The sequence below is a fragment of the Maribacter huludaoensis genome (genome assembly GCF_029350945.1).
GTDB lineage: Bacteria > Bacteroidota > Bacteroidia > Flavobacteriales > Flavobacteriaceae > Maribacter > Maribacter huludaoensis.
The window spans coordinates 1,092,724-1,109,638 of record NZ_JARKMS010000002.1; the positions used below are offsets into that span (position 1 = coordinate 1,092,724).

Consider the following 16,915-nt stretch of genomic DNA (forward strand, 5'->3'; position numbering starts at 1 on the left):
AAGACATCATTTCACCACAACTTTAGGTTTATAGACAACAATAATGGAGGACTACTCTTTAACTCACTATATATTTACGAAAAAACATAAAAAAATGTAGCTTAAAACTTACATTTTTGTTTGAGATTTTAGAATTTTAATGTATGAAATGGCTTGTTTAGCTATCAATAAATCGGGTTCTAGATAATTGCTCCTAAACCATTTTACGCAATTATAACCGAAGACAAGATTGGGAACAGGTCTAAAAATTTAAAAACTCAAATGCTAATAAAGTCAATTCTTAAGAATAAATGTGTTTTAGAGCATAAATATTTCGATGAATTAGAAACAGTCAATACTCCGTTATGAAAAAAAGTATACTTTATTTAAATTTTCTGGAAAGAAAGTTCTTGCTGTTCTTTCTATTTAGCTTAGTAACAATTAATGGTATCATAGCTAAATCTAACGTTGAGAAAGAAATTATTGCAAAAGCCTGTGTTGATGAAGAATTATTTGCAAATCCTGTATTAGATTTAAATTCAAATACTCCCGGAAACAATTTTCAATTTAATGTAGATCCTACAACATCAAATGTATACCCTATAAGTATAGCACCTACTTTAATTTCAGATGCAGGAACCATTTTAAGTGCTACTGTTTCTTTAACTGGAGTGGTTGACTTTCCCAATGAAGAATTACTTGCTTTTAATGATGGTAGTGGTTTTACTCTTTTTTATTTAAACGGAACTCCACCATACCCTTCTAATACCTACAATTTTGCAGGAACAAGTATTTTAGTAACCCAAACATCGGGCACTACTTTTTTAATTACAGAATCTTCAGGAAATCCAATACCTAATGCTTCTTTTGAAGCATTTATTGCAGGATCTTATTACGGAAACTTATCGGGTTCACAAACTGACGGGCTTAGAACTGTTGACATACAAGTTACAGATACAAGTTCTCAGTCTAGTACCTCGCAAACTCTAATTAATGTTTACACTGCCCCTGTAGCATACGATAATATTAATAGTATAAGCGCAAGTTCTACGGGTACAATTACAGGAAATGTACTAACAGATGGTACTGCTGATACAGGGAATAATATTTTTGTTTCTGAAATAGATGTTTATCCTACCCAAGTAGGAACACCGTACAACACTTTATATGGTAGTGTAACAATACAAGCAAACGGTAGTTATGTATATGATGTTAATGAGGCAAACTCATCTGTTACCGGATTAAAGAACGGAGAAATTTTACAAGACATTGTTTCTTACACCATAACAGATCAAGATGGTTTTATTGATTATGGAATTTTGTCCATAACCATTAATGGTGTAGATGAAGCTCCTATAGCCTTAGACAATACGGACGAAATAACTGTGGTTGTAGAAAATGATGTTTCTGGTAACATAATTACTGATATTGGAGTTGATGGTGCAGATTATGTAGACAGAGGTTTATCTACGTTAATTTGGGAAAACCAATTTGCAAACGGAGAAACAGTAAACGGAAAATCTAAAACAATTGGTGGTGTACAACTTGGTTTTACATCTACAGATCCTTCATCTATAGGTACAGTTAACAACCAAATAGTTTTAACTACCGCTACTAATGGAGGGCATACAGGTTACCTACTTTACCAGATAGATGCAGCTACTAACCCATCTGGAGACACAGAGTTAATTATAACTTTTAGTGAACCAGTGTTTAACTTAGGTTTTTTAATTACGGATATAGATTATTCGCAAAGTACAACTTGGCAAGATCAAATTACTATAAGAGGTTCTTTAGACGGTACAGCGTCTAACTATACGTATGTTACCACTGGTGGTGTAGTTAATACTTCTGGTAACACATTTTATGGTACAGGAAACGCTATAGAAAGTGATGCTACCGGTAACGTTAATGTATTTTTTAATGAACCTATAAACCAATTAAGGTTAGGATATAATTATGGTCCAGATGTTACCGATGCAAACCCTACTGCTCAAATAGCGGGTGTGTCTGATATTTACTGGCAAGGAGATAATCCAGACATACAAATTACAGAAATAGATGGTAGTGGCACCAATGTTAATACGGTATATACAGGAACTTATGGTACTATTACAGTAAATAGTGATGGTAGCTATACATATACTCCAGACATTAACAACACCGCTGTTTCTGGGCTATTAATTGGTCAAACACTTACCGAAACTTTTCAATACAGATTGTCTGACGGTTCTAATTCTGACACCGCTAATTTAATTATTACATTAAAAGGAAATAAAACTCCACCTACAATAGATATTACTACACCTATTGAGGGTGATGATGTTGTAAATGCATCGGAAGATAATGACGTTACCATTTCTGGTACTACCACTGGTATTGAAGACAATCAAATTGTTACCGTAACTTTTTCTGATGGTACAAATACGGTAACCACAACGGCTACTGTAACCGGTAATACTTGGACAGCTGCGGATGCAGATATCTCTGGTTTAACAAACGGACCTATTACTGTAACCGCAGATGTTACCGATGTAGCAGGAAACCCAGCTACGGACAATGACCCTATTACCCTAGATAACACATTACCAACTATTGATATTGCAATTCCTATTGAGGGTGATGATATTGTAAATGCATCGGAAGATAATGACGTTACCATTTCTGGTACTACAACCAATGTTGAGGACGGACAAACCGTAACCGTTACTTTTTTTGATGGTACAAATACGGTAACCACAACTGCTACGGTTAGTGGTAATGCCTGGACAGCTGCAGATGCAGATATTTCCGGTTTAACTAACGGACCCATTACCGTTAACGCAGATGTTACCGATGTTGCTCTCAACCCAGCTACCGATAATGATCCTATTACCTTAGATAACACATTACCAACAATAGACATTACTACACCTATTGAGGGTGATAATGTAGTAAACGCTGCTGAAGATGGTGATGTTACCATTTCTGGTACTACTACCGGTGTAGAAGATAATCAAATTGTAACAGTCACTTTTTCTGATGGTACAACTACTGTAACCACAACGGCTATTGTTACTGGTAACGCTTGGACAGCTGCAGATGCAGATATTTCTGGTTTAACAAACGGACCTATTACCGTTACCGCAGATGTTACCGATGCTGCAAGTAATCCTGCTACGGACAACGACCCTGTTACGCTTGAAAATTCAGTACCAACAATTAATATCACAACGCCTATTGAAGGTGATAACATAGTTAATGCATTGGAAGATAATGATGTTACCATCTCTGGTACTACTACTGATGTTGAAGACGGACAAACCGTAACCGTTACTTTTAGTGATGGTACAAATACTGTTACCACAACGGCTACTGTAACTGGTAATGCTTGGACTGCGGCAGATGCAGATATTTCGGGCTTAACAAACGGACCTATTACCGTTACTGCAGATGTTACCGATGTTGCTCTTAACCCAGCTACGGATAATGAATCTATTACATTAGATAGTACACTGCCAACAATAGATATTACAACGCCAATTGAAGGTGATAACGTAGTGAGCGGAAATGAAGATAACGATGTTACCATTTCTGGTACTACAACAGATGTTGAGGACGGACAAACCGTCACAGTTACCTTTTCTGATGGTTCAAATACTGTAACCACTACCGCTACAGTTAGTGGTGGTAATTGGACAGCTACTGATGCAGATATCTCTGGTTTAACTAATGGACCTATTACCGTTACTGCTAATGTTACTGATGTTGCTCTTAACCCTGCTACGGATAACGACCCAATTACTCTAGATAACACATTACCAACAATAGACATAACTACACCTATTGAGGGTGATAATATTGTTAATGCAGCAGAAGATAATGATGTTACTATAACTGGTACAACTACTGGTGTGGAGAACAACCAAACAGTAACCGTTACTTTTAGTGATGGCACAAATACTGTAACCACAACTGCTACTGTTAACGCTAATTCTTGGATAGCTACAGACGCAGATATTTCAGGCTTAACTAACGGACCTATTACCGTTACCGCAGATGTTACCGATGTTGCTCTTAACCCGGCAACGGATAATGACCCTATTAGTTTAGATAATTCTATTCCTGTACCAACTATAGTTATAGATAATGTAACTGCAAATAACTTGGTTACTGCTACTGAGGCTGCAAATGACATTGCAATAACTGGTACTGTAAGTGGAGACTTCAATACTGGAGATACGGTTACAATAACCGTTAACGGTACAGATTATACTGGTACTGTAGATTCTGGTGGTGTTTTTAGTATTGATGTTCCTGGTTCTGAATTACAAGAAGATGCAGATTTAACTATTGAAGGAAGTGTTACAACAACTGATGCTGCAGGAAACTCTAATTCTGCCGCTACTACTAAAACATATAACTTAGATAATGATGGCGATGGTATTACTGATAATATAGATGAAGATGACGATAATGATGGTATTACAGATGTTGTAGAAGGCACTTCAGATTTTGACAATGATGGTGTTCCTAATTATTTAGATTTGGATAGTGATAATGATGGTATACCTGATATTGTAGAAACGGGCAATGGTAACCTAGATTTAGATGGAAATGGATCTATAGACACGGGAGAAAGTAATGTTGGAACTAACGGAATTCCGGATAGCGCTGAAGATGGTGGCACTGATGGTAATGGGGTTTCAAATGTTCCTGTTGATAGTGATGGGTCTGGAAGTCCTAATTATTTAGATATAGATTCTGATAATGATGGTATCACGGATACCGTTGAATCTCAATCTGATGCTAGTTTAGTTCAAAGTACCGGAAATGATTCTGATAACGATGGTATAGACGATGCTTTTGATACAGATAACGGTGGTTCTTTTACAAATACTCCAGAAAATACAGATGGAGACGCTAACCCAGATTATTTAGATTTAGACAGTGATGATGATGGTATTATTGATAACATTGAATGGCAATCTACTTCTGGATATGTGTTACCTAGCGTAGATGGTGACGGTAACGGACTTGCAGATAATTACGAGACTGCGGCAGGTTCTGGTGTTTCAATTAATCAGCCGGCTAATTCAGACGGTACGGATAGTCCAGATTTTAGAGATTTGGATTCTGATAATGATGGCTTAACAGATTACGTTGAAGCTTATGATGTAGACGCAGATAACTCTGCAGATACAGTACCTACCAATACTGACATTGATAATGATGGTCTAGACGACGGTTTTGATAACAGCACAACGGAACCTAATGGAATTGCAGATCCAAACGGTCCAACAAATAGCAATCAACAAGTATCAACTTTTCCTAACGATCAAGATCCTTTTACTTCTGAAGTAGATTTTAGAGACCCAACAACACACGTAGATCCTATTGATACAGATGGTGATAACGTTAATAATGATATAGATATTGACGATGATAATGATGGTATTTTAGATTATGTAGAATCTTTAGGATTTACACCTACAGATACAAAAGGTGATGCTTGTGGCATACCTGCTGGCTCATTTAATGGAGGTACATACATAGGCGGTGGATCTGGAGCGGGTACAATAGGTGCAGAATACAGATTCTCTACAGTGGTAAGTTCATCATTGGGTGTGTTAGATGCTATTGTAAGAATTACGGATATTGACAATGCAATTTTAACCTCTATAGATGACAGCTCAACTGGTAGTGCTAATGCTTGGCAACCTAGTTTTACAATTGGTGGTGGTGCCGGTGCTACTGGTGGTATATCATTTAATGTACGTTTAGTTGCAACAGGAACAAATTTCCAAGTTAACCTAATAAGGTTTGGTGGTGTTATCTATGATATTGATGGAGCCAACACTAGAGAAAGTGTTACCCTAACAAGACCAGGATTGTATGCTATAGACAGCAATTCGTTACTTACGGTATCAGAAAATCTAGCTACAGGTACAGCCACTTTTCAAGGACCTGCACAAACTTGGGATAATATTGATTTTGGTCCAAGATTAGCAGCTTATTTTAATTTTTATGAAACAACAAATTTAGACATCACATTTAGTGGAGAACTACAGCCTAGTTTTTCTTCTAACACTTATTTGGGGTCTGTATTGTTTCAAACTTGTGATATTAACGGTTTATATACTCCAAACAATACTACTTCTTCTAATAATACTGATGGCTCTGCAACTACTGCTTCAGGACCTGGAACAACTCCTGTATATACTATATATCAAGGTATAGATAGTGACAATGATGGTATAGAAGATCATTTAGATATAGACTCTGATAATGATGGTATACCAGACAATGTAGAGGCACAACCTACAATAGGTTATGTGGCTCCATCAAATACTTTTGACGCAAACGGTTTAGATACAAATTATCCTAACGGTTTAACCCCTGAAAAGACGGGTATAGATGAAATACCTGATTATTTAGATTTGGATACAGATGATGATGGATTAAGTGATACGGAAGAAGCAGGGTTTAATTCCCCTTCAAACAATTTAGATTCTGATGGTGATGGTCTTTTAGATGAGTTTGATGATGTAGATACTTCAGGTGGTTTGTATGATACTAATGACGATCAAAACAATGGAGCACAAGACCTGCCAAATATTGCTATTAATGAAACACCGGAAGTAGACTACCGTGAAGCTGGTATAGCAGATAATGATAATGATGGAATTCCTGATTCGGTTGATTTAGATGATGATAACGATGGAATTCTAGATACAGCAGAAAGTCCTGGTGGTGTTGACCCTAGTGCTGACGATGACAATAATAATATACTTAATTTTAGAGACACAAATGCAACCAATGATTTAAACAATGATGGTATTGTTGATGCATTTGACACTGATGGTGATGGTGTTCCTAACCATTTTGACTTAGATGCTGATAATGATGGTATTTACGATACTGTTGAGTCCGGAAGCAACCAAACACACTCCAACGGAATAGTAAACGGTGCTGTTGGCACAGACGGTGTTCCTAATAGTGTACAAGATAGCGGACAAGAAAACAGCGGAACAGTTAACTATACTTTAGCTGACTCTGAAAGTACTCCAGACGGAATACCTGACTTTTTAGAATTAGATGCGGATGGTGATTTATGTAATGATGTTACTGAAGCTGGTTTTACAGATCCTAATGGAGATGGTATACTTGGTGACACACCAACAACTGTAAATGCTAACGGAATTGTTATTGATATTGATGTTACAGATGGCTATACCGTTCCTAACAATCTAGACAGCGCAAGTAATTCGCAGTACGATTTTCAACAACCTGGAGTTGCTCCTACTATTGCCAATGCTGCAGACCAACCACAGGACATTATTACAAATGCAGATACATCAGAGTCCTTTTCGGTAACTGCTACGGGAACAAACTTGTTGTACCAATGGCAAGTAGATGATCAATCAGGAAGTGGGTTTGTAGATATTGACGATACAAATACTGCTGATATATATACAGGAAGTACCTCGCCTACTTTAACCTTATCTGGAATTACCGTTACTGAAGACGGATATCAATATAGAGTAATAGTTACAGAGCTTTCATATGTATGTTCTCCGGTGGTATCTAACCCTGCTTTACTAACTGTAGATGTAACTAACCCTGTAATTGCTATAGATGTTGTTGCCGTAGATGATATTATAAATGCAGTAGAAGATAATTCACCTGTAACAATTTCTGGTACTACGGATGCTGAAGACGGACAAACTGTAACTGTTAACCTAAACGGTAGCACTTACACTGCTACTGTTTCATCAGGAACTTGGACATTAGATATAACTGCTGCAGATGCTCAAGCACTTGATGCTTTGGAAACAATAGTAGCTAACGTATCAGACCTAGCTGGTAACCCTGCTACCCAAGCAACAAGAGATATTATTCACGATGTAGATGCCACAATAGATATAACTACACCTATAGAAGGAGATGATATTGTAAATGCTGCTGAAGATAATGACGTTACCATTTCTGGTACTACAACCGGTGTTGAGGACGGACAAACTGTAACCGTTACTTTTAGTGATGGTACAAATACGGTAACCACAACGGCTACTGTAACCGGTAATGCTTGGACAGCCGCAGACGCAGATATTTCAGGCTTAACTAACGGAACAATTACCGTTACAGCAGATGTTACAGATGTTGCAGGAAACCCTGCTACGGACAACGACCCTGTTACGCTTGAAAATTCGGTGCCAACTATAGACATCACAACTCCTATTGAAGGTGATAATATTGTAAATGCTTCTGAAGATAATGATGTTACCATTTCTGGTACAACTACCGATGTCGAAGATAATCAAACTGTAACAGTCACTTTTAGCGATGGTACAAATACGGTAACCACAACGGCTACTGTAACTGGTAATGCTTGGACTGCGGCAGATGCAGATATTTCGGGCTTAACTAATGGTTCTATTACTGTAACCGCAGATGTTACAGATGTTGCAGGAAACCCTGCTACGGACAATGATCCTGTAACTTTGGATAACACATTACCAACTATTGATATTACAACTCCTATTGAGGGTGATGATGTTGTAAATGCTGCAGAAGATGGTGATGTAACTATTTCTGGTACAACAACCGATGTTGAGGACGGACAAACCGTAAACGTAACTTTTAGTGATGGTACAAATACGGTAATCACAACTGCTACTGTAACTGGTAATACTTGGACTGCGGCAGATGCAGATATTTCGGGCTTAATTAACGGAACAATTACTGTAACCGCAGATGTTACAGATGTTGCAGGAAATCCTGCTACGGACAACGACCCTGTTACGCTTGAAAATTCAGTGCCAACTATAGACATCACAACACCTATTGAGGGTGATAATGTAGTTAATGCGTCGGAGGATAATGACGTTACCATTTCTGGTACTACCACAGGTGTTGAGGATAATCAAATTGTAACAGTTACGTTTAGTGACGGCACAAATACTGTGACTACCACAGCTACTGTATCTGGTAATACCTGGACAGCAACAGACGCAGATATTTCTGGCTTAACTAACGGAACAATTACTGTAACTGCAGATGTTACCGATGTAGCTCTTAACCCAGCTACGGACAATGATCCTATTACTCTAGATAATACATTACCAACTATAGATATTACAACACCTATTGAGGGTGATAATATCGTTAATGCGTCTGAAGACAAAAATGTTACAATCTCTGGTACTACTACAGATGTTGAAGACGGACAAACAGTAACCGTTACTTTTAGTGATGGTACAAATACGGTAACCACAACGGCTACTGTTACTGGTAATGCTTGGACTGCGGCAGATGCAGATTTATCAGGACTTAATAATGGTGCTATTACCGTTACCGCAGATGTTACAGATGTTGCTCTTAACCCGGCTACGGACAATGATCCTGTTACTCTAGATAACACATTACCAACTATTAATATTACAACACCTATTGAGGGTGATAATATCGTTAATGCGTCTGAAGACAAAAATGTTACAATCTCTGGTACTACTACAGATGTTGAAGACGGACAAACAGTAACCGTTACTTTTAGTGATGGTACAAATACGGTAACCACAACGGCTACTGTTACTGGTAATGCTTGGACTGCGGCAGATGCAGATTTATCAGGACTTAATAATGGTGCTATTACCATTACCGCAGATGTTACCGATGTAGCTCTTAATCCTGCTACGGACAACGATCCTGTTACTTTAGATAACACATTACCAACTATTAATATTACAACACCTATTGAGGGTGATAATGTTGTAAATGCATCGGAAGATAATGATGTTACCATTTCTGGTACTACTACCGATGTTGAAGACGGACAAACTGTAACCGTTACTTTTTCTGATGGTACAAATACGGTAACCACAACGGCTATTGTTACTGGTAATGCTTGGACTGCGACAGATGCAGATATCTCTGGTTTAACAAACGGACCTATTACCGTTACCGCAGATGTTACCGATGTTGCTCTTAATCCTGCTACGGATAATGATCCTATTACCTTAGATAATACATTACCAACTATTGATATTACAACTCCTATTGAGGGTGATGATCTTGTAAATGCTGCTGAAGATGGTGATGTAACCATTTCTGGTACTACTACTGATGTTGAAGATAATCAAACTGTAACAGTAACTTTCAGTGACGGCACAAATACTGTGACTACCACAGCTACTGTAACTGGTAATACTTGGACTGCGGCAGATGCAGATATCTCTGGTTTAACAAACGGACCTATTACCGTTACCGCAGATGTTACCGATGTTGCAGGAAACCCAGCTACGGATAATGATCCTGTTACTCTAGATAACACATTACCAACTATTGATATTACAACTCCTATCGAGGGTGATGATGTTGTAAATGCTGCTGAAGATGGTGATGTTTCCATTTCTGGTACTACAACTGATGTTGAGGACGGACAAACTGTAACCGTTACTTTTTCTGATGGTACAAATACGGTAACCACAACGGCTACTGTAACTGGTAATGCTTGGACTGCGGCAGATGCAGATATTTTTGGTTTAACAAACGGACCTATTACAGTTACCGCTAATGTTACCGATGTTGCACTTAATCCTGCTACGGATAATGACCCTATTACCCTAGATAACACATTACCAACTATTGATATTACAACACCTATTGAGGGTGATGATGTTGTAAATGCATCGGAAGATAATGATGTAACTATTTCTGGTACTACTACTGATGTTGAAGATAATCAAACTGTAACAGTAACTTTTAGTGATGGTACAAATACGGTAACCACAACTGCTACTGTAACTGGTAATACTTGGACTGCGACAGATGCAGATATTTCGGGCTTAGCTAACGGAACAATTACCGTTACAGCAGATGTTACCGATGTAGCAGGAAACCCAGCTACGGACAATGATCCTGTTACTCTAGATAACACATTACCAACTATTGATATTACAACTCCTATCGAGGGTGATGATGTTGTAAATGCTGCAGAAGATGGTGATGTTACCATTTCTGGTACTACTACTGATGTTGAAGATAATCAAACTGTAACAGTAATTTTTAGTGATGGTACAAATACGGTAACCACAACGGCTACGGTTAGTGGTAATGCTTGGACTGCGGCAGATGCAGATATATCGGGCTTAACTAATGGTTCTATTACTGTAACCGCAGATGTTACCGATGTAGCAGGAAACCCAGCTACGGACAATGATCCTATTACCTTAGATAACACATTACCAACAATAGACATAACTACACCTATTGAGGGTGATGATGTTGTAAACGCTGCTGAAGATAATGATGTTTCCATTTCTGGTACTACTACTGATGTTGAGGATGGACAAACTGTAACAGTAACTTTTTCTGATGGTACAAATACGGTAACCACAACGGCTACTGTAACTGGTAATACTTGGACGGCAACAGATGCAGATATCTCTGGCTTAACTAATAGTTCTATTACTGTAACCGCAGATGTTACCGATGTAGCAGGAAACCCAGCTACAGACAATGATCCTATTACGTTAGATAATTCTCAACCAATTGTAGATAGCTTTAGTACTTCAGATATTAATCCAGTATTAACAGGTCAAGGAGATGCTAATGAGGCTCTTATTATTGAACTTGATACAAATGGTGATAATGTAATAGATGTTACATATGCCGTTACAACTGACTCTGCAGGAAACTGGAGTTTAGATACTGAAACGCAATCGCCAATTAACGGTTCTTTTCCGGTATTGACTGATGAGGATGTTATAGATATTATTGCAACTGATAATGCAGGCAACAGCGGTGCTGGAGCTGTTACTATATCTGTAGACTCAGATGGTGATGGACTTACAAATAATGAAGAGGCTACTTTTGGCACAGACCCTAATAACCCTGATACAGATGGCGATGGGATTTCTGACGGACAAGAAGTTAATGTTGATAATACAGATCCTTTAGATGATTGTAGTTCCGTAAATGGATATCCTTTAGCGGATAGTGATTGTGATGAAGACGGATTAACAACTAGTGAAGAAGTTGCCTTAGGAACTGAAATCGATAATCCCGATAGTGATAATGATGGACTCTTGGATGGCGAGGAAATAACGTTAGAAACAAACCCTAACGATCCAGATTCCGATGATGACGGTATACTGGATGGCCAGGAAGTATTGGACGGAACAAATCCTTTGGACGATTGTGACCATGTCGGTGGTACGGCTTTGCCGGATAGCGATTGTGATGGCGATGGATTAACGACTGCTCAGGAAGATGCAATCGGAACCGATTCTGATGAAGCCGATACAGATGGTGATACCATACCTGACGGACAGGAGATTATAGACGGCACGGATCCATTGAATCCTTGTGACTCATTGAACGGAGTGCCAACTCTTGAAGCTGGCTGTAATGCAGAGTTGGTAGATTCTGGTATTGCAGTGTCCAATGAGATTATCACTCCTGATGGTGACGGAACCAACGATGAGTTCCTGATCGATAATATAGAGTCCTACCCGAACAATACGGTAGAAGTATACAATAGATGGGGTGTCAAGGTATACGAGATGAACGGTTATGACAACGTTTCCAATACATTTAAAGGATTGTCTGATGGTAGAGCTACCATTAGTAAAGATTCTGAACTACCGGTAGGTGTTTATTTCTATGTAATAAAATACATAAAGGATGGAAATAACCTTAACAAATCCGGTTACTTATATATCAATAGATAGTTTAGTATTAAATAGTCTACCATGAAAAAGTTTTATATATCCGTTTTATTTCTAATGTCAATATGTGCCGTATCGTACTCTCAACAAGACGCGCAGTACACGCAGTACATGTACAATACGATATCGGTGAACCCCGCATACGCAGGATCTAGAGGCGTGTTCAGTATAGCGGCGCTGCACCGTTCGCAGTGGGTGGGCCTTGACGGTGCACCTACCACGCAGACGCTCAATTTCCATACCCCGGTATCGGACCATGTAGGATTGGGGCTATCCGTGGTGAACGACGAGATCGGTAACGGCACCAACCAGGATACGTACATCGATGCCGCGTTCAGCTATACGGTGAACACCTCGGAGACGGGCAAGCTTTCGTTCGGGCTCAAGGCCGGGGGTCACCTTTTCAACGTGGACTTCACGAAACTGAGGAACTACGGTGCGGAGAGCAACCTTCCGAACATCGACAACAAGTTCTCGCCGAACTTCGGTGCGGGCATCTATTACCATACGGACCGTTTCTATACGGGGCTATCGGTACCGAACTTCTTGCAGACCGAGCATTTCGACAGTTCGGATTCGAACAGTTCGAGTTTGATCGCGCAGGAGCGCATGAACCTTTATTTGATCACGGGCTACGTGTTCGAACTTAAGAACGACGTAAAGTTCAAGCCTGCGGCACTTATCAAGGCGGTAAAGGGGGCACCGTTACAGGTGGACCTGAGCGCGAACTTTCTGTTCAACGACAAGTTCTCGTTGGGTGCGGCCTACAGGTGGGACGCCGCGGTGAGCGCGCTGTTCGGCTTTCAGCTGAACGACCAGTTGATGCTGGGGCTTGCCTATGACAAGGAGACGACCGATCTGGGGGCGACACGGTTCAACGACGGATCCTTCGAGATCATGCTGAGGTACGAGTTCCTGAACAAGTACAAACGGGTGATCACCCCAAGATTCTTTTAAAAAAACGACATGAAAAAAACAGGATATATTTTTTGTGGCTTGGCGGTGATGGCCATGATGGCAAGCGCGCAGGACAAGAAAGTAAAGAAAGCGGACACGAAGTTCACCAACTACGCCTATGCCTCGGCGATACAGTCTTACGAGCAATTGGTAAAGGACGGATATACGGAAGAAGAGGTGTACAAGAATTTGGGCAACGCGAACTATCTGAACGCGAACTACGAAGAGGCATCGAGCTGGTACGGCAAGCTGTTCGCACTTGAAGGGGCGGACATCGATCCGGAGTATATGTACCGTTACGCACAGACACTAAAGTCTTTGGAAAACTATACGGAATCCGACACTTGGATGCAGAAGTTCAAGAACGCAAAGGCGAACGATCAACGTGCATTGGTCTTCAATGAAAACCAGGACTACCTGGAACAGATCGAGGAACGCTCGGGCAGGTACGAACTGAGGAACATAGGGCTGAACTCGAAGGTATCGGACTTTGCGCCATCCTTCTATGAAGAAGGACTGGTCTTCTCCACGGCACGTGACAGTGGACTTTTAACGAAGAACATCCATAAATGGAACGACGGTTCGTTCCTGAACCTTTACAAGGCATCACAGGACGGCCAAGGGAATTTCACCGATGTGGACAAGCTGAGCAAGAAACTGAACAAGAAGACCCATGAATCGTCAACGGCATTCACCAAGGACGGAAGTACGATGTACTTTACCCGTAACAACTCGGACGACGGCAAGTTCGAAAGGGACGAAGAAGGAGTGAGCAGGTTAAAGATATATAGGGCGACCAAGGAAAACGGTGAATGGAAGAATATCGAGGAACTTCCTTTCAACGGGGACAGCTACTCGGTGGCACATCCTACATTAAATAAAGAGGAAACAAAACTATACTTCGCCTCGGACATGCCCGGCACGAAAGGGGAGTCGGATATCTATGTGGTGGACATCAACAAGGACGGTACCTTCGGTACGCCGAAGAACCTTGGGGAGCGCATCAATACGGAGGCAAGGGAGACCTTTCCGTTCGTAACGGAATCCGATAAACTATATTTCTCCTCGGACGGCCACCCTGGACTTGGAGGGCTTGACGTCTTTGCCACGGACCTGAAGAACGAAAGGGGAGAGATCTACAACGTAGGACGTCCCTTGAACGGGGAGGAGGACGACTTCTCGTACATTATAGACGAAGAGACCAAGAAAGGCTTTTTCGCATCGAACAGAAAAGGAGGACAGGGCAACGACGATATCTACAGCTTTGTGGAAATGAAGCCGTTGGACTTCACCTGCCATACGAATATAGCGGGAACAGTAAGGGACCAAAAGACCAATGCACTGTTAACGGATGCATCGGTAACGGTATACGACAAGGACAACAAAGTGGTATCTAGCTCGAGCACGGACGAGAACGGGGCTTTCGAGATGGAAGGCAACTGCGCAGAAGGAAGTTACAAAGTAGTGGCCACCAAAGCGGACTACGAGGAAGGGAACAGGACCTTCATGACCGTAAAAGCGGAGGACGCCATGGGCATAGAGATCGTACTGGCACAGGTAGACCCATCGGCACCGGTAGGCACGGACCTTGCGAAATACCTGAACATAGAACCGATCTACTTCGATTTCGACAAGTATTTCATCCGTGAAGATGCAAGGATTAGCATAGAAAAGGTACTGGCATACTTGAACGAATACCCAAGTGTGAACGTACAGGTACGCTCGCATACGGATTCACGTGCTAACGATGCGTACAACATGAAATTATCCGCCAACAGGGCAAAGGCGACTGCCGATTACCTGATCGCTGCGGGCATCCCTAGCAACAGAATTACGTACGAAGGTTATGGAGAAACGGAGCTTACGAACAACTGTAGCAACAACGTTCCCTGTAGCAAGGAGAAACATCAGCTCAACAGACGATCGGAGTTTATCGTGGTGGAATAACAACTTAAATAACACATACCAACACATGTTGAAAAGGGAAGGAGCAAGGCTCCTTCCCTTTTTGTTGATGTCAAATAAAATCATCGTAACATAAAATACTGCATTATTCCTGAATTTTTATGATTGAGAAATCAAGTTTTTGTTTCTTTAAACTTTTTAAATTTTAATATGTTGGCAACGTTAGTTTACTTCCTCCCTTTGTTATTTTTTATAGTCTTCTTTGTATGGAGGCTTTGGTTTTATAAAAAAACCATCGATTTAAATGACTTTAACGATACTTGGAGAAATATTCTTAATAAATAGGTCTCTTTTTATGCTGAATTATCTATGACTGAAAAACAGCGTTTTGAAGAAGAACTATTATATTTTTTTGAAGAAGTAACTATAACAGGTGTAAAAATTGAAATTGACGATACTGATTGTTTATTAGTTGGTGCAAGTGCGGTAATACCTTTATTTGGATTTCATGAACTGCGCTACCGTAACATCAATGAAGTTTTACTGTATCAAGGTAGTTTCAATGATGATCACCAGACAGAAGGTAAGGGACGTAATATTTTAGGAAAGGTAGGTAAAGGCAATATGAATCGTTTAATGATTTTATCATTACCAGCATTACGTGCTGGGTTTAAAAATGAGAATTCAGCTACTAATGTCGGTATACATGAATTTGTACATTTAATAGATATGGCAGATGGTGTGGTTGATGGTATTCCTGAAAGTCTTATGCAAAAACAATATGTAGCTCCTTGGTTAAAATTGATGCACAGAGAAATTGAAAGTATCAAAAAGAATAAATCTGATATAAATCCTTATGGTGCAACAAGCGAAATTGAATTTTTGAGTGTTGCGAGTGAATATTTCTTCAATAATCCTGATAAATTTCAGGATAAGCACCCTGAGCTTTATAGTTTAATGAAGAAAATGTATCGTTATTCTCCATAAATTTAAATTCTGCCCGGTAACCATAAATTAACCCGTAGTGGTATAAGAAATTGGTTAAAATATATTTTCGATGTATTGGATATAAAACAAAAAACCTCCGAATATAATAGTATTCGAAGGTTTAAATGTGACCTGGCTGGGGCTCGAACCCAGGACCCTCTCCTTAAAAGGGAGATGCTCTACCAACTGAGCTACCAGGTCAAAATATATCAAGAACTTACTAGGTCTTTAAGTGAAATTAATCAACTTAAAATGTTAAATAAAAAAGCCTCTTTTTTTTCAAGAGGCTAATATTTAGTGGTGACCTGGCTGGGGCTCGAACCCAGGACCCTCTCCTTAAAAGGGAGATGCTCTACCAACTGAGCTACCAGGTCAAA

The 16,915-nt window shown here is 39.9% G+C and carries 3 protein-coding genes, 2 tRNA genes and 1 pseudogene; 4 read left to right on the forward strand and 2 right to left on the reverse strand.

Annotated elements, in window-relative coordinates; genetic code table 11:
* Positions 1 to 344: 344 nt before the first annotated feature.
* The 4 genes and pseudogenes from PXC01_RS09735 to PXC01_RS09750 all read left to right on the forward strand — a co-directional run.
* The gene (locus tag PXC01_RS09735; protein ID WP_276472087.1) at positions 345 to 12,692 is read left to right on the forward strand and encodes an Ig-like domain-containing protein; all 12,348 of its coding nucleotides are present in this window, start codon (positions 345 to 347) and stop codon (positions 12,690 to 12,692) included.
* Between the two features lie 21 nt (positions 12,693 to 12,713).
* Positions 12,714 to 13,646: a PorP/SprF family type IX secretion system membrane protein gene (locus tag PXC01_RS09740; protein WP_276472088.1), complete on the forward strand. Its 933-nt coding sequence runs from the start codon at positions 12,714 to 12,716 to the stop codon at positions 13,644 to 13,646.
* 9 nt (positions 13,647 to 13,655) lie between these two features.
* Positions 13,656 to 15,593: an OmpA family protein gene (locus tag PXC01_RS09745; protein WP_276472089.1), complete on the forward strand. Its 1,938-nt coding sequence runs from the start codon at positions 13,656 to 13,658 to the stop codon at positions 15,591 to 15,593.
* 318 nt (positions 15,594 to 15,911) lie between these two features.
* Positions 15,912 to 16,538: pseudogene (locus PXC01_RS09750) on the forward strand (M90 family metallopeptidase); the annotation flags it as partial.
* 128 nt (positions 16,539 to 16,666) lie between these two features.
* On the opposite strand, the gene PXC01_RS09755 reads toward PXC01_RS09750, so the two are convergent.
* Together PXC01_RS09755 and PXC01_RS09760 are read right to left on the reverse strand one after the other, a co-directional pair.
* A tRNA-Lys gene (locus tag PXC01_RS09755) sits at positions 16,667 to 16,739 on the reverse strand.
* Positions 16,740 to 16,836: 97 nt separating this feature from the next.
* Positions 16,837 to 16,912, reverse strand: a tRNA-Lys gene (locus PXC01_RS09760).
* Between the last annotated feature and the right edge of the window lie 3 nt (positions 16,913 to 16,915).

What these genes read in the sequence shown, in the direction of transcription:
- PXC01_RS09740 (WP_276472088.1), top strand. Translation starts at nt 12,714, where the DNA reads ATGAAAAAGTTTTATATATCCGTTTTATTTCTAATGTCAATATGTGCC.
- PXC01_RS09745 (WP_276472089.1), top strand. Translation starts at nt 13,656, where the DNA reads ATGAAAAAAACAGGATATATTTTTTGTGGCTTGGCGGTGATGGCCATG.
- PXC01_RS09735 (WP_276472087.1), top strand. Translation starts at nt 345, where the DNA reads ATGAAAAAAAGTATACTTTATTTAAATTTTCTGGAAAGAAAGTTCTTG.